Below are 24,604 nucleotides of genomic sequence, written 5' to 3' on the forward strand. Positions count from 1 at the left end.
TCATGCCTTGTCCGTGTCGCTGAGCGCCTTCGCCAGCAGCTCCGCCACGGCCTCCACGTTGGGAGCGCGCAGCAGCGTGTGGTGGTTGCCCGGCAGGCGGTGCGACTCCAGCCGGTCTCCCACGAGCGCCGTCCAGCCGCCGTCTGTGTCGCCCGAGTCCTCCGCCTGGATTCGCAGCACGCGCTGATCCATCGCGGGCGGGTGGTAGCGCCGGGCTGCTTCGAGGTTGGCCTCGAAGACCTGGAAGAGGGCCGTGGCGTCCGCGCCGGGCGGCAGCGCTCCGGCCTGGGCCGCGGCGTCCAGCACCTTCTCGAGCGTCACCTCGGACTCCAGCGCCGCCAGGTCCACGCCCAGGTCCTGCGCGAACAGGCCCACCGCCAGCGCGCGGTCCAGGTCCGGCTCCGAGTCCGGCACCGTCTCCGGGACGTAGGAGTCGAACATCGCCACCAGCTCCACGGCTTCACCGGCCTCGCGCAGCTGGTACGCCATCTCGTAGGCGATGACGCCGCCCAGGGACCAGCCGCCAAGGCGATACGGACCGTGGGGCTGGACCTTCCGCACCTCGCGCACGTAGCTGGCGGCCAGGGCCTCCACCGTGTCCAGCAGCTGCCCTTCGCCGTCCAGGCCGTGGGCCTGGATCCCGTAGAAGGGCTGATCCGTTCCCAGCCTCCGCGCGAGCTCCGCGTAGGCCAGCACGTTGCCGCCCACCGGGTGCACGCAGAAGAACGGCGTGCCGGTGCCTGCGTTCGTGAAGGGCACCAGGGGCGTGAAGGGCTTCGGCCCGGCGGCGGGCAGCAGGACCGCGAAGCGCTCCACGCTGGGGGCCTGGAAGAGCGTCGACAGCGGGAGCTTCCGGCCCGTCTCCCGGTGCACCGCCGCCATCAGCCGCACCGCCAGCAGCGAGTGCCCACCCAGTTCGAAGAAGCTCGTGCGCACGTCCACCGCGGACACGCCCAGGGCTTCGGCCCAGAGGCGTTCAAGCAGGGCCTCCCGTTCGTCCCTGGGGCCGACCCTCGCTTCGGTGCTCGTGGCTTCGTCCACCGGCGCTGGCAGCGCCGCGCGGTCCACCTTGCCGTTCGGTGTCAGCGGCAGGACGGGCAGGGCGACGTAGGCCGCCGGCACCATGTAGTCCGGCAGCGACCGCTGGAGGTGGCTTCGGAGCGGCGCGGTGTCCACCTCCGGGGCCACGTACGCCACCAGCCGCTGCACTCCCGGCGCGTCTTCACGCACCAGCACCAGCGCGTCGCGGATGCCCGGGTGCATGCGCAGCGCGGCTTCGATCTCTCCCGGCTCGATGCGGAAGCCGCGCAGCTTCACCTGGAAGTCCACGCGCCCCATGAAGTCGAGCGTGCCGTCCTGCTTCCAGCGGACCCGGTCGCCCGTGCGGTACAGGCGGGCTCCGCGCTCGGTGCTGAACGGGTGGGGGATGAAGCGCTCGGCCGTGAGGTCCGGGCGGTTGCGGTAGCCCCGCGCCAGTCCTTCGCCCGCGAGGAACAGCTCCCCGGGGACGCCCACCGAGACGGGCGCCAGGTTCGCATCCAGCACGTACACGCCTGTGTTCAGCAGGGGCCGCCCGATGACGGGCGTGGGGTGCGCCGTGCCCGAGATGCGCTCCCAGGTCGCATAGACCGTCACCTCCGTGGGGCCATACAGGTTGAAGGCCCGGGTGCGCCGCGTCTCCGCGAGCGTGCGCCACGTCACCTCGTCCACCGCCTCCCCCGCGAGGAGGACGTAGGCGGGCACGTGCGTCTGCACCAGCAGGCCCGCCTCCAGGAGCAGCTTGAACTGCGACGGAGTGCAGTCCAGGACGTCCACCCGGCGCTGCTCCAGCCACGCGAGCATCGCCTCCGGATCCTGCCGCACGGGCTCCGGGACGAGGCACAGGCAGTGGCCCTCCAGCATCAGGACGAGCTGCCCCACCGACACGTCGAAGTAGTACGGCGCGTTCACCGCCACCCTCAGCCCTCTGGGCGCTTCGGCGAAGCCCACCGCGTTCATCGCGTGCCTCAGGTGCGCCAGCGAGCGATGCCGCGCCATCACGCCCTTGGGCGTGCCCGTGGAGCCCGACGTGTAGAGGACGTACGCCAGGTGCTCCGGCCTCAGGGCCACGCGCGGGTTGCCCGGCGGCGACGCGTCGATGCGCCGCGCATCCACGTCCAGCCGCACCACGTGCCGCACCTGCGGCTGCCAGGCCTCCAGGTGCGCCTGCGTCGTCAGCAGCACGGCCGCGCCGCTGTTCTCCAGGATGAAGGCCCGGCGCGCTTCCGGGGCCGACGGGTCCAGCGGCACGTACGCACCGCCCGCCTTGAGGATGCCCAGGATGGCGACGATGGCCTCCGGCGAGCGCTCCAGGCAGAACGCCACCGTCACGTCCGGGCCCACGCCCAGCGAGCGCAGGTAATGCGCCAGCTGGTTCGCGCGCACGTTGAGCTGGTGGAAGGACACCGTCGTGTCACCCATCACCACGGCGGGGGCCTTGGGCGTGCGCGTCACCTGCTGCTCGAAGCGCGCGGCGAAGGACAGGTCGCTTTCAAAGGGGGCCGTCTCGCCGCTCCACTCCTCCAGCACCCACTGGCGCTCCTCGGCCGTCAGCAGGGGCAGGGCGTCCAGCGCGGCATCGGGCTTCGCGACCGCGCCCTCCAGCAGCTGGAGGAAGTGATCCGTCAGCCTTCGGGCCGTGGCGGGCTCGAAGAGGTCCGTGGCGTAGGAGAGGACGCCCTCGAAGCCTCGCTCCGTGCGGCCCAATGACAGGTCCAGGTCGAACTTCGTCGTGGGCAGGTCCACCTCCACCGGACGCAGCGTCAGCTCCGGCAGGCGCACCTCCGCGTCCGGCACGTTCTGGAGCACGAAGAGCGCCTGGATGAGCGGCGTGCGCGACAGGTCGCGCGTGGACTGCACCGCTTCCACCAGCCGCTCGAAGGGGAGGTCCTGGTGTTCGTACGCGCCCAGCGTGGTGGCGCGCACCTGCGCGAGCAACCTCCGGAACGACGGCTGACCGTCGAACCGGGCGCGCAGCACCAGCGTGTTCACGAAGAAGCCGATGAGGCCTTCTGTCTCCGCGTGGCGCCGGCCCGCGATGGATGTGCCCACCAGCAGGTCGTCCTGTCCTGAGTACCGGTACAGCAGCGTCTGGAACGCCGCGAGCAGCACCATGAAGGGCGTGGCGCCCTCCGCCTGGGCCAGGGCCTCCACGGCTTCACTCAAGGCTGGGGACAGACGCACCGGGAAGGCCGCGCCGCTGGCGGACCGCTGGGGCGGACGGGGTTTGTCCGTGGGCAGAGTCAGGGCCTGCGGGGCTCCGGCCAGCTGCTGCTTCCACCAGGCGAGCTGCGCGTCCAGGGCCTCGCCCTGGAACCAGCCGCGCTGCCATACGGCGAAGTCCGGGTACTGCACCGGCAGCGGGGCCAACGGTGAGGGCTGGCCCTGGCGAAAGGCCTCGTAGAGCGCGGTGACTTCGCGCACCAGGATGCCCATGGACCAGCCGTCTCCGATGGCGTGGTGCAGGCACAGGAGCAGGACGTGCTCCTGTGCTCCCAGCTTGAGGAGCGTGAGGCGCGCGAGCGGACCCACGTCCAGCTGGAAGGGCGTCAGTGCGTCCTCGCTCGCGAGCCGGACGGCCTCGGCTTCTCTCGCGTCCTCCGGGAGGTCCGTCAGGTCCACCACCGGCAGGACTCCGGTGGGGGCGGGGTGCACGTGCTGGCGGGGTTCTCCGTCGACGGTTTCGAAGGTGGTGCGCAGCGCTTCGTGGCGCTCCACCAGCGCGTCGAAGGCCTGCTGGAGCGCGGGCACGTCCACCGCGCCCGTGAGGCGCAGCGCCGCGGGCATGTTGTAGAGCGCGCTGCCCGGGTCGAGCTGATCGATGAACCACAGCCGCTGCTGCGCGAACGACAGCGGATGCGGGCCAGGGCCCTCCGCGGGGCGCAGCGGCGGTAGGGCGCTGGCCTCCGGTGCGTCCGGCAGCCGCTGGGCGAGCGCCGCCACGGTCGGGGACTCGAACAGCGCCCGGACGCCCACGTCCACGCCGAACCGTTCACGGATGCGGGACACCAGCTGCGTGGCCAGCAGGGAGTGGCCGCCCAGCTCGAAGAAGTGGTCGTTGCGGCCCACGACGGGGATGTTCAACAGCTCCTCCCACAACGAGGCCAGGACCACCTCCGCGGGCGTCACCGGGGCCTCGTACGTGTGAGCGGCGCGCAGCCGCGCCTCCGGCGAGGGCAGCGCCTTGCGGTCCAGCTTGCCGTTGGGTGTCAGCGGCAGGACGGGCAGGATGACGAAGGCGGACGGCACCATGTACTCCGGCAGGTGCCGGCGCACATGCTCGCGCAGCACCTCCGTGTCGCCGTCCGTCACCACGTAGGCCACGAGCCTCGCGTCGCCCGGCACGTCCTCGCGCACCAGCGCGACCGCGTCTCGGACTCCGGCGTGCGTGCGCAGCGTGGCTTCGACTTCGCCTGGCTCGATGCGGTAGCCGCGCAGCTTCACCTGGAAGTCCAGGCGGCCCATGAACTCCAGTGTGCCGTCCTGCTTCCAGCGGGCCTTGTCTCCCGTGCGGTAGAGGCGCGCTCCCGGCTCCGCGCTGAACGGATCCGGCAGGAAGCGCTCGGCCGTGAGGTCCGGCCGGTTGAGGTAGCCGCGCGTGACGCCTTCGCCGGAGAAGCACAGCTCACCCGGCGTGCCGAAGGGGACAAGCCGCTGCCGGGCATCGAGCACGTACGCGTTGAGGTTCGCCAGCGGCCGGCCGATGACAGGCTCCGTCCGGGCGCGGCCCTGCATGGGCGCGGCCGTCGTGCCGACGGTGCACTCCGTGGGGCCGTAGGCATTGAAGGCGCGCGTGCGGTCCGTCGCCGCGAGCTTTCGCCATGACCCGGCATCCAGCGCGTCGCCGCCCAGCACGATGAGAGGTGGCACCCAGGAGCGCTCCAGCAGCCCGGCCGCCAGCAGCGGCTTGAGCTGCGCGGGCGTGCAGTCCAGCGAGTCGATGCGGTGCTCCTCCAGCCACGCGAGCATCGCCTCCGGCTCCAGACGCAGCGCGTCCGGGACGACGTGGAGGCAGTGGCCGTCGATGAGCTGGACCACGCGCTCCATCACCGCGTCGAAGTACAGCGGCGCGTTGACGGTGACGCGTTGCCCCCGGGGCTGGCCCGCGTAGAGCGCGCGGCCCATGGCCCGGTGAAGGTTGAGCACGGAGCGGTGTTGCACCATCACGCCCTTGGGCGTGCCCGTGGAGCCGGACGTGTACAGCACGTACGCCAGATGCTCCGGGCCCGTCAGCGACGGCAGGGGCTCATGCGAGAGGGCTCCCAGGCCGGCCTGCTCCACGTCGAGCCACAGCTCCTGGACGCCATACGGACTCCAGTCCCCGCATGCGGCCTCGGTCGTCACGAGCACGGCCGCGCCGCTGTCCTTCAACATGAAGTCCCTGCGCGCGGGCGGGGCTCCGGGGTCCAGCGGCACGAACGCGCCTCCGGCCTTGAGGACCGCGAGCAGCGCGACGATGGCCTCCACCGAACGCTCGATGCACAGGGCCACCCGCACCTCCGGGCCCACCCCCATGGAGCGCAGCCGCCACGCGAGCTGGTTCGCCCGCGTGTCGAGCTGCCGGTACGTCAGCGCCATCTCCCCGAACACCACGGCCGGGGCGTCCGGGGTGCGCGCCACCTGGCGCTCGATGAGGCCGTGCAGCGTGGCGTCGCGCTCGAAGTCCACCAGCTCGCCGCTGCCCATGCGCACCAGGCGCGCCAGCTCCTCCGGCGACACCAGCGACACGTCCGCCAGTGGCAGGTCGGGCGCGTCGCAGACGGCCTCCAGCAGCCGGCGCAGGTGCGCGACGATCCGCTCGATGGTGCTCGCATCGAACAGGTCCGCCGCGTAGTGGATGCGGCCCTCGTAGCCGTCGCGGGTCCGGTTCAGGTCCAGGGCCAGCTCGAACTGCGTGGGCGCTCCCTCTCCGAAGTCGGCCGGGGCCACGGTCAGGCCGGGCACGGCCAGCTCCGGCGCGGGCGCGTTCTGGAGCGCGAACATCGCCTGGAACAGGGGCGTGCGGCCCAGGTCGCGCTCGGGCTGGAGGGCGTCCACCAGGTGTTCGAACGGGATGTCCTGGTGCTCGTACGCGCCCAGCGTGGTGGCGCGCACCTGGGCCAGCAGCTCGCGGAAGGTCGTCTTCGCGCTGAAGCGGCCTCGCAGCACCAGCATGTTCACGAAGAAGCCGATGAGGTCCTCCGTCTCCGCGTGCCGGCGGTTCGCGATGGGTGAGCCCACCAGCACGTCGTCCTGTCCGGAGACTCGCGACAGCACGGCCTGGAACGCCGCCAGGAGCGCCATGAAGGGCGTGGCGCCTTCGGCCTGCGCCAGGGCCTCCACGCGCTCGCTCAGGATTCGAGGCAGCGTCACCCGGACCAGGCCGCCTCGCTGCGTGGCGGTGGCGGTCCTTGGCCGGTCCGTGGGCAGGTCCAGCACGAAGGGCGCTCCGGACAGCTGCTGCTTCCACCACTCCACTTGGGCCTGGAGCACGCCGCCCTGGAGCCAGCCGCGCTGCCAGACCGCGAAGTCCGCGTACTGCACCGGCAGCTCCGGCAGGGCGGCGTCGCGGCCCGCACGGCGGGCCTCGTAGAGGGCCGTGAGCTCCCGCACGAGGACTCCCAGCGACCAGCCGTCGGACACGATGTGGTGCAGGTGCAGCACCAGCAGGTGCTCGCGCGCTTCCAGCTTCAGGAGCAGCGCGCGGATCACCGGCCCGCGCGTGAGGTCGAACGGGCGCAGCGTCTCCGCGTGCCCCAGGCGCCAGGCTTCGGCCTGCCTCGCGGCGCGGCTGCCCAGGGCCGTCAGGTCCACCGTCTCCAGGGGGACGTGGCCCTCCGGGTGGATGTCCTGCACCGGCTTGCCCGCCTCCATGCGGAACGTGGTGCGCAGGGATTCATGCCGCGCCACCAGCGCGTCCAGACTGGCGCGCAGCGCGTCCACGTCCAGGTCGCCGGTGAGGCTCAAGGCCAGCGGCATGTTGTAGAGCGGGCTGCCTTGTTCCAGCTGGTCGATGAACCACAGCCGCTGCTGCGCGAAGGACAGCGGCGGCGCGGTCGTCCTCTCGGCTCGGACCAGTGGCGGTGCCTGGGTGCGGCGCGCGTTCACCAGCCGCTCCGCCAGCGACGCCACCGTGGGTGAGCGGAACAGCTCGGCCAGCGGCAGCTCCACGCCCAGCGTCGAACGGATGCGCGACACCACCTGCGTGGCCAGCAGCGAGTGCCCTCCCAGCTTGAAGAAGTCGCCATGGAGGTCCACGGCCTCCAGGTGCAGCACGTCCGCCCAGATGTCCGCGAGCGCCTTCTCCAGCGCGCTCCGGGGCGCGGAGGTGGCGCTGTCCGCGGCACGGGCTCGCGGCGTGGGCAGGGCCTTGCGGTCCACCTTGCCGTTGGGGCTCAGGGGCAGCTCCGGCAACACCACGATGGCCGAGGGCACCATGTAGTCCGGCAGCTGCTTCTGCACGGCCACCCGCAGTGCGCCCGTGTCGATGCCGTCGCTGGAAACGACGTAGGCCACGAGGCGCTTGTCGCCGGGCACGTCCTCGCGCACCACGACCACCGCCTCCTGGACTTCGGGCGACTGGCGCAGCACGGCTTCGACCTCGCCCGGCTCCACGCGGAAGCCTCGCAGCTTCACCTGGAAGTCGGTGCGGCCCAGGAACTCCAAGGTCCCGTCGCGCCGCCAGCGCACGCGGTCGCCCGTGTCGTAGAGGCGTGCACCGGGCACGGTGGCGAAGGGGTGGGGGATGAAGCGTTCGGCGGTGAGGTCCGGCCGCTGGAGGTAGCCCCAGGCCAGTCCGTCTCCGCCCACGTACAGCGTGCCCGGCACTCCGGCCGGCACGGGCTGGAGTGCCGTGTCCAGCACCCAGACCGTGGAGTTCGTCAGCGGCCGGCCAATGGGCACCGAGCTGCCCACGGCATCCCCGGCGCGCAGCGTGTGCGTGGCGGAGATCGTGGTGTTCTCCGTGGGGCCGTAGGCGTTGATCAGCACCGCGCTCGCGGGCAGCCGCTTCACGTGTTCGCGCACGCGATCCACGGGCAGCACGTCGCCCCCCGCCATCACCTGCTTCACCCGGGCCAGCGCGTCGCCCTGGTGGAGCACCATCTGGTCGAAGAGGGCGGCGGTGAGCAACAGCGTGGTGATGGCCTCGCGCCGCAGCAGCGCTCCCAGCTCCTCCAGCGACAGGGCCTTGGGCGGCGCCAGCACCAGCGTCGCGCCGTGGAGGAGCGCGCTCCAGATCTCCAGCGTGGACCCGTCGAACGCGATGGGGGCCAGCTGGAGGAAGACCTCCTGCGGACCGAAGTGGATGAAGTCCGCGCCTCGCACCAGGCGGGTGATGCCCCGATGCGGGATGCACACGCCCTTGGGCCGGCCGGTGCTTCCCGACGTGAACATCACGTAGGCCAGCGCGTCAGCGGGCACGTCCAGGTCCAGCGGCGTCTCCGGCTGCCGCGCGATGACCGCTTCATCCGCGTCCAGCAGGACCTGGAGGTCCGTGACCTGGGGCAGTTCGTCCGCCAGTGCCTCCTGCGTGACGAGCACGCTGACGCTGGCCGCCTGGAGCATCCAGGTGATGCGCTCCGCGGGCGCCTTCGCGTCCACCGGCACGTAGGCCGCGCCGGCCTTGAGGATGCCCAGCAGACCCGTGATGAGGTCGAAGGACCGCTCCAGGCTCAGGCCCACCCGGTGGCCGGGCCGCACACCCTGGCGGCGCAGGTGGTGCGCCAGCTGGTTCGACGCGCGCTCCAGCGCCGCGTACGTGAGCGACTTCGCGCCAGACTTGAGCGCGATGGCGTCCGGGGTGCGCGCGGCCTGCTCCGCGAAGAGCGCGGGCACGGACGCGTCGCGTGGGTAGTCCCGGGCCGTGTCGTTCCAGGCGACGAGCAGCCGCTGACGCTCCGCCTCCGTCAGCCACGGCAGCTGGGACAGCCGTGTGTCAGGCGCGCGGACGGCGGCCTCCAGCAGCACGCGCAGGTGCTCCGCCATGCCGGCCACCGTGGACGGTTCGAACAGGTCCTCGTTGAAGACGAGGGCGCCGTCGAACCCACCGGGCGTGCGCATCAGCGCGAACTGAAGGTCGAAGAGGGTGACGTCCGCGTGGGCCTCCAGCAGGCGCAGCGTCAGGCCCGGCAGGGACAGCTCCGGCATGGGCGCGTTCTGGAGCGCGAAGGTCACCTGGAACAGCGGCGTGCGGCTCAGGTCGCGCTCCGGCTGGAGCACCTCCACCAGCTTCTCGAACGGCAGGTCCTGGTGCTCGTACGCGCCCAGCGTGGTGGTGCGGACCGCCTCCAGCAGCTCCCGGAAGCGGAGCGTGTCGCGCACCCGCGTGCGGAGCACCACCGTGTTCGCGAAGAAGCCGATGAGGGCTTCGGCCTCCGCGTGTCGGCGGCCCGCGATGGGCGCCCCCACGAGCACGTCCTCCTGGCCCGCGTACCGGTGCAGCAGCAGCTGGAAGGCCGCGAGCAGCACCATGAAGGGCGTGGTGGCGGTCTGCTTCGCCAGCGTCTCCAGCGCATGGCTCAGGCCGCTCGGCAGCGTCAGGGGCTGCACGCCGGCCCGGAAGGACTGGCGCGCCGGACGCGGGTGGTCCGTGGGCAGCTCCAGGAAGGGCGCGGCGCCTTCCAGCTGCCCGCGCCAGTACGCCAGCTGCGATTCCAGCACGTCCCCCTGGAGCCATCCGCGCTGCCAGAGGGCGTGGTCCGCGACCTGGACCGGCAGCTCCGGCAGCGGCGACGGTCGCTCCTCGGAGAACGCCGTGTAGAGCGCGCCCATCTCGCGCACCAGCACGCCCGTGGACCAGCCGTCGGAGATGATGTGGTGCGTGTTGAGCAGCAGCCGGTGCTCGGTGGGGCCCAGCTTCATCAGGAGGCCCCGGAACAGCGGGCCCTGCTCCAGGTCGAACGGGGTGCGCGTCTCCTCCAGCGCCAGCCGCGACGCCTCCGCCTCACGCGCCTCCGCCGTCGGCAGCGCGGAGAGGTCCACGTTCCGCAGCGGCATGGGGAAGGGCGGGTGGATGAGCTGCGACGGCGTGCCTTCGTGGGAACGGAAGGTCGTGCGCAGCGCTTCGTGACGGCGCACCAGTTCGTCGAACGCCGCGAGCATCACGATGATGTCCAGCGTGCCTTCCAGCGCGATCATGCTCGGCAGGCTGTAGGCGTTGCCCGCGGTGCCGAGCTGTTCGATGAACCACAGCCGCTGCTGCGCGAACGACAGGGGCAGCACTTCGGGCCGCTCCGTTCGGACCAGCGCGGGCAGGGCGGACGCCGGGGCCTCTGGCTTCCGGAGCGCGTCGATGCGTTCGGCCAGCGCCGCGACCGTGGGGCCTTCCAGCAGGGCTCGCAGCGGCAGCTCCACGGCGAAGTGCGTGCGGATTCGCGACACCAGCTGCGTGGCCAGCAGGGAGTGGCCTCCCAGCTCGAAGAAGCCGTCGTGGCGGCCCACGGCGGGGACTCGCAGCACTTCGGACCAGAGTGGGATCAGTGCTGCTTCGGTGGGGGTTGCCGGCGGTTCGATGACGCGCTCGGTGGCGGGGGCGGACTCCGGCGCGGGCAGCGCCTTGCGGTCCACCTTGCCGTTGGGCGTGAGGGGCAGGGCGTCCAGCGCGATGAACGCGGCGGGCACCATGTACTCCGGCAGGCGCTGACGCACGTGTTCGCGCAGGGGCGACGTGTCCACCTGGGGCGCGACGTACGCGATGAGCCGGTCGTCGTGGACCTGCACCACCGCGTCCCGGATGTCCGGGTGCGCGCGCAGCGTGGCTTCGATTTCGCCCAGCTCGATGCGGTTGCCGCGCAGCTTCACCTGGAAGTCCAGGCGGCCCATGAAGTCGAGCGTGCCATCCTCCCGCCACCGGGCCTTGTCGCCCGTGCGGTAGAGGCGCGCTCCAGGCTCAGCGCTGAACGGATCCGGCAGGAAGCGCTCGGCCGTGAGGGCGGGCTGGCCCAGGTAGCCTCGCGCGAGGCCTTCACCCGCGAGGCACAGCTCCCCCGGCGTTCCGATGGGCGCCAGGCGCAGGTTCGCGTCGAGCACGTAGGCGCGCAGGTTGGCGATGGGCCTGCCGATGACGGGCACCGGCTGGGGCGCGCCCTGGACGACGCTGACCGTCGCGTCCACGGTGACCTCCGTGGGGCCATAGCCGTTGTAGGCGCGGCCTCGCTTCGCCGCGGCCAGCTGCCGCCAGGTCACCTCGTCCATCGCCTCGCCGCCGATGGAGAAGTGCTTGGGGACGTGGTTGCGCTCCAGCAGCCCAGCGGCCAGCAGGAGCTTGAGCTGCGACGGCGTGCTGTCGAACACGTCGATGCGCTCACGCTCCAGCCACTGGAGCAGCGCCTCCGGCTCCAGGCGCACGTCCTCCGGGACGATGACCAGGCAGTAGCCGGACAACAGCTGGATCACCTGTTCGATGGACGCGTCGAAGTACAGCGGCGCGTTCACGGTGATGCGCTGAGCGGGCGGCAGGTCCTCGTAGATGCTCAACGTCATCGACTTGTGCAGGTGGAGCACCGAGCGGTGCTGCACCATCACGCCCTTCGGCGCGCCCGTGGAGCCCGACGTGTAGATGACGTAGGCGACGTTCTCCGGGCCCGCCACCGGCGGCGGGTTCTCCGAGAACCTGTCCGACTGTCCGACAGGTTCCGCGTCCAGCAGCACCCGGTGCGGCACGTCCGGGTGCCACGCGTCTTGCAGCGCCTGCGTCGTGATCAGCACGGACGCCCGGCTGTCCTCGATGACGAACGACTTGCGCGCCGCCGGGGCCTTGGGGTCCAGCGGCACGAAGGCTCCACCGGCCTTGAGCACCGCGAGCAGCGCGACGATGACCTCCGCCGACCGCTCCAGGCACAGGGCCACCGTCGCCTCCGGGCCCACGCCCAGCGAACGCAGGTGCCACGCGAGCGGGTTGGCCCTCGCGTTGAGCTGACGGAAGGACAGCGTCGTCTCGCCGAACTTCACTGCGTCCGCGTCGGGTGTCTCCGCGGCCTGCCGTTCGAAGCGGCCGTGCACCGTGGAGTCGCGCTCGAAGCCCACGATGTCACCGAGGCCCGCGCGCAACAGCCACGCGCGGTCTTCAGCGGACACGAGGGACACGTCGGCCAGCCGGACTCCGGGCCGGGCCAGCTCCTCCAGCGCCTGCCGCCACTGGCCCAGCACGCGGCGCACGGCGTCCTCGTCGAAGCGGCTCGCGTCGTAGGTGAGGTGCAGCTGGAGTTCGCGGCCCGGCAGCACCGAGGCCGCCAGCGGGTAGTTCGTGCTCTCGCCCATCACCAGGTCGCGCAGATCCAGCGCGGTGGAGCGGCGCAGCAGGGATTCGTCGAAGGGGTAGTTCTCGAAGATGAGCAGCGACTGGAAGAGCGGCTGTCCCCGGGGGATGTCGCTCCACCCGTGCGCGGCGACCAGCGGCGTGTGCTGGTGCTGCTGGATGCCCAGCAGCTTCGCCTGCACGGACTGGAGCCACGGCAGCACGGGCGCGTCTCCGTCCGGCAGCGAGACGCGGACCGGCAGCGTGGCGATGAGCAGGCCCAGCATCGCCTCCGAGCCCGCCAGCTCCGGCGGACGGCCCGCCAGCGTGGTGCCGAACAGCACGTCGCGTGTGTCCGCGTGGCGCGCCAGCACCAGCGCCCAGGCCGCCTGCGTCAGCGTGTTGAGCGTGAGCTGGTGCTGCTTCGCGAAGGCATCCAGCGCCGCGGTCCGGGCCTCTGGAATCACGATCGCCAGGTCGGGCTGGTTCACCACGCCAGTGGGTTGCGAGGACGGCGGACGCACCGCCGGCAGGGGCGTGGGCGACGAGAGGCCGGCCAGCTGGCCGCGCCAGAAGCGTTCGTCCTCGGCGGCGTCACGCTGGCCCAGCCACGCGATGTAGTCGCGGAACGGCGGACGTCCGGCGGCGGGCAGCGGCGTCCCGGCGCGCAGGGCGTCGTAGAGGGCGAAGACCTCCTGGAAGAACAGGCCCAGGCTCCAGCCGTCGAACAGCAGGTGGTGGTGGCTCCACACGCAGCGCCAGCGCGCGTCCGCCAGCCGCACGATGGTCATGCGCGACAGCGGCGCTCGCGACACGTCGAAGCCGCGCGAGCGGTCCTCGGCCATCAGGCGGTCCAGGCCGGACTGCTGCGCTGCTTCCGGCAGGTGGCGCCAGTCATGCACTTCGAACGGCAGCGTCGCGTGCGAGTGCACCGCCTGCAGCGGCGTCTCCAGGTCCTTCCACACGAACGCGGTGCGCAGGATGGGGTTGCGGTCCACCGCCGTCTGCCACGTGCGCTGCAACAGCGCGACGTCCAGGTCCGAGTGGAACGTCCACGCGGTGTGCTCGACGTAGAAGCCCGCGTGCGGATCCTCCAGGGCGTGGAAGAGCATGCCCTCCTGGAGCGGGGACAGCGGGAACAGGTCCTCCACCGTGGGGCCCTGCGCCGCCAGCACCGCGTCCAGCGAGGCCTGGGAGAGGCGCGCCAGGGGGAAGTCGCTCGGCGTGCGGCGGCGCGCGTCCTCCGAGTGGCGCTGGGTGATGAGCTCGCGCAGCGCGGAGAGGAAGCACTGCGATAGGGCCCGCACGGTCTCTTCGTGATGCAGCTGCGGGCTGTAGCCGAAGGCCAGGCGCAGCCGTCCGTCCAGCACCGAGCCGTCCACCACCAGCGCGTGCGGATGCGCGGCCTGGGGCGCGACGTTCGGGCCCACGGGCTCGTCGCTCATGGCGAAGAGGGTGCTCGCGGCGGCCGAGCCGTCCAGCTGTCCCAGGTAGTTGAACGACACCTGCGCCTGGGGCAGCGCGGCCAGCCGGGCGCGCGTCTCCACGGGGCCCAGGTGACGCAGCAGCCCGAAGCCGATGCCCCGGCCGGGCCACGCGCGCAGCGTGTCTCGCACGGCGCGCAGCCGGTCTCCCAGCGTGCCATCGGAGGGCAGCCGCAGCAGGGCCGGGGTGAGGGACGTGAACCACCCCACGGTGCGCGACACGTCCGCGTCCGCGAACAGCTCCTCGCGGCCGTGGCCCTCCAGGTCGATGAGGATGTCCGGCTTGCCGGTCCACTCGCTGAGCGCCACACCGAGCGCGGTCAACAGCACGTCATCAATGCGCGCACGCCACGCGCCCGGCGTCTCCTGGAGCAGCAGCCTCGTGGCTTCCGCGTCCAGCTCCGCGGCCACCGTCTGGTGTGTGGCGTAGGTGCGCGGTCCCGGCCCATCCACGGGCAGCGGTGCCACGTCCGCGCGCGCCGCCTCCAGCCAGAAGGCGGCCTCCGCGCCGATCACGTCCGACAGGGCGTGCGTCTCCAACCGCCGGGACCACGCCAGGAAGGAAGTCGTCTTCGCGGGCAGCGTGACGCCCTGGCCGGACTGGAGCTGGCGATAGGCCGTCTCCAGGTCCTCGATGAGGATGCGCCACGACACCGTGTCCACGACCAGGTGGTGGATGACGAGCAGCAGGCGCTGCTCCTCGCCCGGCCCGAAGTGGAACAGCACCGGCCGCACGAGCGGCGGCGCGGCCAGGTCGAAGGACGCCTGCACGCGCGTGGCCTCCGCTTCCATGGCGGCCCGGCGCGCTTCGGCCGGGAGCGCGGAGAGGTCCACCTGGAGCAGCGTGAGCGTGGCTTCGTCCGGCCCGGCGTCTCGCTGGCGCCAGGTGCCTTCGGGGCCCCGGAGGTAGTGCAGGCGCAGGGCGTCGTGGTGGACGACGAGCGCCTTCAGGGCCTGCTCCAGGTGCGCGGGCGAGAGCGGCTGCCGCGCCTTGAGGAGCAGGGCGTGGTTGAAGTGGTGCGCGTGCACGGGCTCGCGCTCCAGGAAGCCCGCCTGGATGGGGGTGAGGGGCACGTCGCCCACCACCGGGCCCTGCTCCGCGAGGCTGGCCGCGCTCACCCGGGCCACGGCCGCCAGCGCGCCCAGGGTGGGGTGCTGGAAGAGGTCCTTCACCAGCAGCTGCACGCCGGCCTGCCGCGCCTTCGCGACGACCTGGAGGCTGATGATGGAGTCGCCGCCCAGCTCGAAGAAGTTGTCGTCCAGGCCCACGCGCTCCACGCGCAGCACCTGGGCCAGCACCTGCGCCAGCGTCCGCTCCATGTGCGTGCGGGGCGCGACGTACTCACGGCGCGAGGCGCGCTGACCCTCGGGGGCGGGCAGGGCCTTGCGGTCCACCTTCGCCTGCGCCGTCAGCGGCAGGGCCGCCAGCGTGACGAACGCGGAGGGCAGCATGAACTCCGGCACCCGCTGGCGCATGAAGTCGCGCAGCGCGCTCGTGTCGAGCAGCCCGCCGTCCGGGACGACGTAGGCCACGAGCCGCTTGTCGCCGGGCACGTCCTCGCGCACCCAGGCCACGGCCTCGCGCACGTGGGGCCAGGCTCGCAGGGCGGCCTCCACCTCCGCCAGCTCGATGCGGAAGCCGCGCACCTTCACCTGGTGATCCACGCGGCCCAGGAACTCCATCACCCCGTCGCGCCGCCAGCGCGCCAGGTCGCCCGTGCGGTAGAGGCGCTCTCCGGGCCGGGAGGAGAAGGGGTGCGGGACGAAGCGCTCCGCGGTGAGGTCCGGCCGGGACGCGTAGCCGCGCGCCAGGCCGTCGCCTCCGACGTACAGCTCGCCGGGGACGCCCGGGGGCACCGGCTGTCCGTGCGCGTCCAGCACGTAGAGCTGCGTCTGCGCGATGGGCCGGCCAATGGGCATCGTCGTGCCCACGGACGCCGCGTCCGGCACGGAGTATGTGGACGCGAGGAGGGTCGTCTCCGTGGGGCCGTAGCAGGCCGTGACGGCGGTCCCCAGGCCGGACTCCAGCACCCGACGCACGTGGACCGGTGACACGACGTCACCACCCACGAGCACGCGCCGCACGCCGCGCAGCGCCTCCAGGTTCACGTCCACGACCTGCGTGAAGAGGCCCGACGTCAGGAGCAGCGTGGTGACGCCGTGGCGCTGGAGGACCTTCGCCAGCAGGTCCACGTCCGACGGGGACGTGGGCGGGAACACCGCCAGCTTTCCGCCGTGCAGCAGCGGTCCCCAGATCTCCAGCGTGGTGGGGTCGAAGGAGATGGGCGCCACGAGCAGGAACGTCTCCTCCGGCCCCAGGTGCCCGTACGTCGGGTGGTGCAGCAGGCGCATCACCGCGCGGTGATCCACCGCGACGCCCTTGGGCCGGCCGGTGCTGCCGGACGTGAAGTCCACGTAGGCCAGGTGGCGCGAGCGCAGGCCGGTGTCCTCCACTCGCGACGTGGGCAGCTCCGCGACGGGCGCCTCCTCCACGAAGAGGGACGGCAGCTCCACCGGCAGCGCTTCGCGCGTCCTGCGCGTGGTGATGAGCAGCTTCGCGGGGGCGTCCTCCAGCATCGCGGTCAGGCGCGGCGCCGGGTACGACGCATCCAGCGGCACGTACGCGCCCCCGGCCTTGAGGATGCCCAGCAGGGCGACGATGAGCTCCACCGAGCGGTCCAGCGAGACCGCCACCAGCACGTCGGGGCCCACGCCGTGCTGGCGCAACAGGTGCGCCCACTGGTTCGAGCGCGCGTCCAGCTGCGCGTAAGTCAGGCGCTCGTCACCGGACTCCAGGGCCACCGCGTCGGGGCGCAGCTCGGCCTGACGGGCGAAGAGGTCCGGGATGCACGCGTCATGCGGGTAGTCGCGGAACGTGTCGTTCCAGGCGTCCAGGACCTGGTGACGTTCCGTATCCGCCAGCAACGGCAGCAGGGCGATGGGTGTCTGGGGGCTTGAGACGACGGCGCGCGCCAGGCCCACCAGGTGCTCCGCCATGCGCTCGATGGTGGCCGCGTCGAAGAGGGCGGTGGCGTACTCCAGGCTGCAGGTGAAGCCGTCGCGGCCTTCCAGTACCTCGAAGCCCAGATCGAACTTGGACGTGTCCGTGGGCACGGTCACGCCGCTGAGCGCCAGCCCCGCGGGACGGGCCTCGGACTCCGGCGTGTTGACGACGTTGATGCTCACCTGGAACAGCGGTGTGCGGCTCAGGTCTCGCGGCAGGTTCAGCGCGTCCAGCACGCGTTCGAACGGAGCGTCCTGGTGTGCGTAGGCCTCCAGGGCCTGGGTGCGCACGCGGCGCAGCAGCTCCGCGAAGGATGGCAGGCCGGAGAGCTTCGCGCGGAAGGGCAGGGTGTTGATGAAGCACCCCATCAGCCACTCGACCTCCGGACGGGTGCGGCCCGCGATGGGCGTGCCCACCACGAAGTCGTCCTGGCCGGAGTAGCGCGACAGCACCGTCTGGAAGAGCGCCATCAACACCATGAACGACGTGGCGCCGTGCTTGCGGCCCAGGGCCAGCAGCGGCGTGGACACGTCCGGGGGCAGCGTGAACCGGTGCCGGGCACCCGCGAAGGAGATGACAGCGGGACGCGGCCGGTCCGTGGGCAGCTCCAGGTTGGGCGCTCCGGAGAGCCGCTGCTTCCACCAGGAGAGCTGGGCCTCCATCTCGCCGCCGTCCAGCCACGCGCGCTGCCACACGGCGTAGTCCGCGTACTGCACCGGCAGCTCCGGCAACGGGGACGGGAGGCCCGCGCGGAACGCGGCGTAGTTCGCCGTCAGCTCGTGCGCGATGACCATGTTGCACCACGCGTCGGACACCGCGTGGTGGAAGACGAGCGCCAGCACGTGCACCTGGGGCTCCAGGCGCAGCAGCGTCGCGCGCAGCACGGACTTCTCCAGGTCGAACGGCAGCAGCACGTACGCCTTGCAGAAGCGCAGCATCTCCGCTTCGCGCGCTTCGGGCGTGTCGCCCGCCAAGTCGCGCCGCTGGAGCGGCAGGCCTCGCGGCGGGTGGATGTTCTGCACCGCGCGGTCGCCCTCCAGTGAGTACGTGGTGCGCAGCACCTCATGCCGCGCCACCAGCGCATCCAGCGCGGACTGGAGTGCGTCTGTGTCCAGCTCTCCGACGAGGCGGAAGAGGGACGGGTTGTTGTACGCACCACTGCCGGGCTCCAGCTGCTGGAGGTACCAGAGGCGCTGCTGCGCGAAGGACAGGGGCAGCGGCGTGTCGCGGCCCACGCGCGGAATGGGCGGCGGCCCCGCGTTCACGAGAGGAGCATTCGCACCAGTGGAAGGCGTTACGGCGTTCGGGCCAGCAGGATGCGCTCCAGGCCGCAGGGCCTCCGTACCGGTGAGCTGCGCTCCAGGTCGTGCGGCTTCCGCACCGGTGGGCGCCACGGGACGCGGAGCCTCCACGGCGGGACGCGCCACGGGCGGAGGGGGGAGCCGCGACGGTGAGGCCACCGGCTCCACGCGGCCATCCGCGCGCAGGCGGGCATGGCGGCCCGTGCGGTACAGCCGGGCCGCGGACTCGCGAGGGTGCGGCACCAGGCGGCGGTGCTCTTCATCACCCGCGCGCCACAGCGCCGTGGGGAGGCCTGCTCCCGCGAGGGCCAGCTCGCCCACCACGCCCGCGGGCACCGGCTGTCCGGCCGCGTCCAACACCCAGGCCTGGAGGTTCGCGGGGATGCGCTCGCGCGGGGTGCGTGGCAGCAGCGCTCCCTCCTGGGCATCACCCGACAGCCACACCTCCACGCCCGCGGCCCGGTGCAGCGCCGCGCCCAGCTCCACCGACGCGCCCTCCACCACCAGCGCACCCACTCGGGACAGCGACTCGCGCGCCCCGGGCAGCTCGCTCAACGTGCGCGCCAGACGGGCCGACGTGTGCACCAGCACCGCGCCGGACTGACGCGCCAGCTCCAGCAGGCCCTCCACGCCCGCTTCGGCCTCCACCAGCACCTGCTCCTGGCGGGCCGTGGCCTCCGCGTCCATGCGCTCGCGCACCACCGCCAGCCGGCGCAGGCCCTCCAGCACCACCGGGGTGTCCAGGCCGAAGTCGATGAGCGCCGCCACCTCGTCCACATCCGCCGCGCGCACGTCACGCAACCGCCGCAGCGCGCCGTCCACCGTGCCCACGAGTCCCGTCGTCTTGGCGTGGTGCTCGAACGTGTGCTCCAGCAGCGCGTTGATGTCGTCCGGAGACAGCTTCTGGATGTCGCCCTGGTAGCCCTGGGTGAGCAGCAGCGACGTGACGATGTCCACCGAGCTGCGGAAGTACGCGAGCAGCGGCTGGCGCACGAGCCGCAACACCTCCTGCTCGTCGTCGCCCAGGTACGTGTGCAGCATGCAGGTGATGTGGCCGCGGCCCGGGTGGCCATTGCGGCGCCACGCCTCGCGGTACAGCGCCACCTTTGGCTTCAGCTCCTCCAGCGAATGGGACAGCAGGCCCGTCAGCACGCCCGCGCCCAGCTCGCCCGCCATGCGGAAGGTCTCCGGGTTGGACGTGGCGGTGAGCCACACCGGCAGCTCCTTCTGCACCGGCTTCGGACGCAGCGCGCCCTCCACGGTGGTGCCCGCGCCGCCGGGACGCTTGAAGCGCTCGCCGCGCCAGAGCGCGCGCAGCGTGGCCAGCTTCTCCAGGAGGATGTCGCGGCGCCGCTCGAAGTTGGCCGGCGCGAAGGTGAAGTCCTGCGTGTGCCAGCCGGTGGCCACGGACAGGCCCACGCGGCCCTGGGACACGTTGTCCACCACGGACCACTGCTCCGCGATGATCAACGGATCATGCAGCGGCAGCACCACGCTGCCCGAGCGCACGTGCACGTGCTTCGTGACGGCCGCGATCGCGGCGGAGATGACCGCCGGCTGCGGGTACAAACCGCCAAACGAGTGGAAGTGCCGCTCCGGCGTCCAGATGGCGGAGAACCCGTTCGCGTCCGCGTACTTCGCGCCCTCCATCAGGAGCTCGTACTTGGGGCCCTGGAGCGTGTCCTCGTCGTTCGCGAAGTAGATGAGGCTCAGGTCCATGGCCTTCGCGCGAGGCCCGCCCCCGTGCAGGTTCACCAGCCCCGCGGTGATGCGCTCCGGCGGGTACACCACGCGCAGCCCGCGCGTGAGCGCCCACAGCGCCTCCAGCTCCGGGCGGTCCGCGGACGGCTCGCTCGCGGACAGCCATGCGCCGCCATCCGGGGGCGACAGGCGCGTGTCCAGGGCGGTGAAGAACTCCGCCAGCTCGCGGTGTCCCAGGGCCCACGCGGGCTGCCCCGGGTCCGTGGGCAGTAGCCACGCCAGGGTGTTCGCGTCAGCGGAGACGCTGGACGAAGCCCCCTGGGCCCCCACGTCCTCCACGTACACGACGCGTGAGGCCTCCACTCGCACGGAGGCCACCAGGTTGCGCGTGGTGACGAGCACCGGCACGCGGGCGCCTTCCGGCGCGTAGACGGACAGCCGCGCCAGATCCGCGGGGCCCAGCGCGATGGCCGCGCCACCCGCGGACAGCACGGCCCACAGCGCGGACAGCTTCTCCGGCGATGAGCGCAGGCACACCGCCACGGGCGTCCCCGCCGGCACACCCAGGGCCTTCAGGCGCGAGGCCAGGGCCTCCGCTCGGCCGCCCAGCTCCGCCCAGGTCCAGTGCGTGTCCCCACGCGAGACGGCGATGGTGTCCGTGTGACGCTCGCGACGCTCCGCGAGGAGGGCCGGCACGGAGGTGAAGCCCGCTGAGGTCCGAGGCGCGGGCCAGGCCTGGCGCTCGGCCTCCGTGGCCAGGGGCAGGTGGGAGACGGGCGTCTCCGGCCGGGCCAGCGCGGCGCCGAGCAGCACCTGGAAGTGCTCCACGAGCCGCGCCACGGTGGCCGCGTCGAACAGCTCCGTCGCGTACTCCAGGGCGCCGTGGACGCGGCCGTGGGACTCGGAGAGCACGAGCGTGAGGTCCGCCAGCGTGGCGCCCCACTGCACGGGCGTGCCCGGCACCTCCACCAGCGAGCCACGCAGGCCGGTGAGGTTCAGCGTCGTGGCGCCCGCGGCCGCACCCGTGTGGTAGACGAACACCGAGTCCGTCATCCGCCCGCGGCCGATGTCCTTGCCCGGGATGAGGGCTTCCACCAGGTACTCGAAGGGAACGTCGGGACGCGTCTGCGCGTCGGCGACCTCTTCGCGCACCTGGGCCAGCAGCTCGCGGAACGTGAGGCCGTCGGTGAAGCGCGTGCGGAACGCCGCCGAGTGCGCCACGTAGCCGATGAGCGGCAGCAGCTCCGGCCGCGTGCGGTTGGCGATGGGCGTGCCCACGACGACGTCCGTCTGGCCGCTGTAGCGGTGCAGCACCGTCTGCCACGCGGCCAGCACGGCCATGTAGCCGGTGAAGCCCTCGCGGCGCGTGAAGGCCGTGAGCTCGCGGGCGAGCGCGGGCGGGAAGTCCACCGTCATGCGCGCGGAGGTGAGCGGGCTGTCCGTGGGGCGCGGACGGTCCGTGGGCAGGTCCAGCCTGCGAGGCATGCCGGCCAGCCGCTGCCGCCAGCCCTGGTCCTGCTCCGGCAGGTGGTTGCCCGCGACGCTGTGGCGCTGCCACGCGCCGAAGTCCGCGTACTGGAGGGGCAGCGGGGGCAGGGGCGAGGGACGCCCCTGGAGGAAGGCGTCGTAGAGCTGGCCCAGCTCCTGGACGAACAGGGCGATGGACAGCGTGTCGCTGACGATGTGGTGGATGCAGCCCAGGAGCAGGTGCACCTGCGTGTCCACGCGCACGAGCGTGGTGCGCAGCACGGGGCCATGAACCAGGTCGAACGGCTGCGCGGCGTCCTCGCGGGCGAGGCGCAGGGCCTCGGGTTCGCGGGTCTCCATGGGGCCACGGAGTTCCACGCGGGTGAGCGGGACGTGCATCCGCGCGTGGAAGCGCTGCACGGGGCGGCCGTCCACGGCGTCGTAGGTGGTGCGCAGCGCTTCGTGGCGCTGGACGATCTCCTGGATGCCGCGCTCCAGGACGTCGGCGTTCACGTCGCCTTCCAGGCGCAGGACGAACGGGATGTTGTACGCGGACAGGCCGGGCCGGTGCTGCTCCAGGCGCCAGACGCGCTCCTGCACGAAGGACAGGGGCAGCTCACCGGTGCGCGCGAGCGGCACCAGGGGCAGCTCCACGGAGACGGAGGCTTGCGGCGCCTGAAGCAGCAGGGGGGCCAGGCGCTCCGCGATGCCCGCGACGGTGGGCGCTTCGAAGAGCGCGGCGAGCGGGAGGTTCACGCCGAAGGCGTCGCGCACCTGGTTGAGGAGCTGCGCGGCCGTCAGCGAGTTGCCGCCAATCTCCAGGAAGTCGTCGTTGCGGCCGACGAACTCCAGGCCCAGGCGCTCACGCCACAGCGCGGCCACGCGTTCCTCCACCTCACCGCGAGGTGCGTCCTCGCGGGCGGTTCGAGAGGGCGCGGAGGCCGAGGTCTCAAGCGCGTCATGTGAGGGCGCATGGACTGCGGCCTCCGGCACGTCATGCGAAGGTCCTTCGGAAGTCGAGTCCTGCGTCATCGTCGCTACCCGGCCCGCCCCCCGAAGCTGCATGGCTCCCGACTGCCCGTTGGTGCCTCCGAATGCGCCAGTGGGCGCCGGACGAGAGGCCTCGGCGGTATTCGTGGTGGGGAGGGCAGGGGCCTGCGCCTTGGGCTCCACCCAGACGGTCTTCTCCTGGAAGACGTACGTGGGCAGGTGCAGCCGCAGGCGCTGCTCGTGCGCGTAGAACGCGCTCCAGTCCACGGCCACGCCGGCGGCCCACAGCTCGCCCACGGCCTGGAGCCAGCCCATCTGCTCCGTCGTCGTCCCGCCCATGCGCAGCGACGCGAGCCCTCGCACGCGCGGCGCCCCGGGCTCCACCGCCATCAGGTTCGCGCGCACCAGCGGCGTCACGTCCTGACCGGGGCCCACCTCCAACATCACCGCGCAGCCTTCCTCCTGCAGTGTCCCCACCGCGCGGGTGAAGTGCACAGGCCTGCGCATCTGCTCCGTCCAGTAGCGTGGATCCGCGAGCTGTCCCGGCTGCGTCACCGTCCCCGTGAGGCTGGACACATAGCGCACCGTGGGCTCCGACCAGCGCAGCGTGCCCACCACGCTCGCCAGCTCCTGCATCACCGGCTCCACGTCCACCGAGTGGAACGCGTGCGGCGCGGGCATGCGCACCGCTCCGGCCTTCTGGGCCTTCAGCTCCGCTTCCAGCCGCGCCACTTCGTCCACCGGGCCGGAGACCACGCAGCGGTCCGGCGCGTTCACCGCCGCCAGCTCCAGGCGGCCGGACAGCAGGGACTGGACGCGCTCCACGGGCAGCGCCACCGCGAGCATCGCGCCCGGCGGCATGCGGCGCATCAGCTCCCCGCGCGCCACCGTGAGGCGCATCGCGTCCTCCAGCGACAGCGCGCCCGCGACGCACGCCGCCGCGTACTCGCCGAAGCTGTGGCCCATCACCGCGTACGGCGTGACGCCCAGGTCCGTCCACAGCCGCGCCAGCGACACCTGCACGCTGAACAGCGCGGGCAGCGCCACGCGTGTGTCCGCGAGACTTGCCTGGGCCTCGGCTTCCGAACCCGCCGAAGGCGACAGCAGGGCCGACACCCGTTCCCGCAGCGGCGCGTCCAGCAACGCGAGGCACGCGTCCAGATGCTCGCGGAACCGGGGCGATGCCTCCGCCAGCTCGCGTCCCATCGAGACCCGCTGCGCGCCCTGGCCGGAGAACACGAACGCCACGCGCGGCGCGCGCTTCCCGGTCTTCACCGTCGCCACTGGCTTGCGCAGCTGCCGCGCCAGGTCCTCCGCGTCCTTCGCCACCACCGCGTGGCGGTACTCGAACATCCTGCGGCCCACGGCGTGCGTGAACGCCAGGTCCGCCAGCGCCCGCGCATCCACGCCCTCCGCCACGTGCGCGTCGAGCTGCCGCGCCGCCGCCTCCAGTGCCTCCGGCGAACGCGCGGACAGCACGACGAGCTGGTGGGACCGCGTGGTGGAACCACTCTGCCGCATGGGGGCTTCCTCGAGGATGGCGTGGGCATTGGTGCCACCAATGCCGAAGGAGCTGACCGCGGCGAAGCGAGGCGTCTCGCTGCGAGGCCACGACCGCAAGGTGGTGTTGACGAAGAACGGCCCCGCGTCGAAGTCGATCTGCGGGTTGGGCCGCTCGAAGTGGAGGCTGGGAGGAATCTCCCCGTGGTGCAGCGACAGCGCGGCCTTCATCAGGCCCGCCAGGCCCGCGGCCGTGTCCAGGTGGCCCACGTTCGTCTTCAGCGACGCCAGCGCGATGCGGCCCCGGTGCTCAGCGCCCAGGCCATACGCACGCGTCAGCGCCGCCACTTCAATCGGATCCCCCAGCGGCGTCGCGGTGCCGTGGGCCTCCACGTAGCCCACGGCCTCCGGCGCCACGCCCGCGTTGGCCAGCGCCTGGGAAACCACGGCCGCCTGTCCCTGCACGCTGGGCGCGGTGAACCCGGACTTGTTCCGGCCGTCGTTGTTGATGGCCGAGCCCCGGATGACGGCATAGATGGAGTCGCCGTCCCGGACCGCGTCCTCCAGTCGCTTGAGCACCACCGCGCCCACGCCGTTGCCGGAGAGCGTGCCTCCCGCCTTCTCATCGAACGCACGGCAGTGTCCGTCCGGAGAGAAGATGAGCCCTTCCTGCGCGACGTAGCCCGTGCGCTGCGGCACCGACAACCGCGTGGCCCCCGCGAGCGCCACGTCGGACTGACCCACGCGCAGGCTCTGGCAGGCCAGGTGCACCGCGACCAGGCCCGTGGAGCACGCGGTGTAGAGCAGCGTGCTCTCACCGGTGAGCCCCAGCTTGAAGGACGTCTTCGTCGCCAGGCTCTCGTGCGTGGCCGTGCCCTGCAGCTCCATGTACGACGCCGCGTCC

Annotated in this window: 1 protein-coding gene (running past one end of the window); it reads right to left on the bottom strand. The window is 72.4% G+C overall.

Annotation, left to right across the window (positions count from 1 at the left end):
* Window positions 1-24,604 carry part of the coding region annotated (locus D7X96_RS41015) for a non-ribosomal peptide synthase/polyketide synthase (protein WP_370450133.1) on the bottom strand (this coding region is incomplete at its 5' end). The annotated region continues 10,951 nt past the right edge of the window, so 24,604 of the 35,555 annotated nt are shown.

The sequence above is a fragment of the Corallococcus interemptor genome (assembly GCF_003668875.1).
Classification (GTDB): Bacteria; Myxococcota; Myxococcia; order Myxococcales; family Myxococcaceae; genus Corallococcus; species Corallococcus interemptor.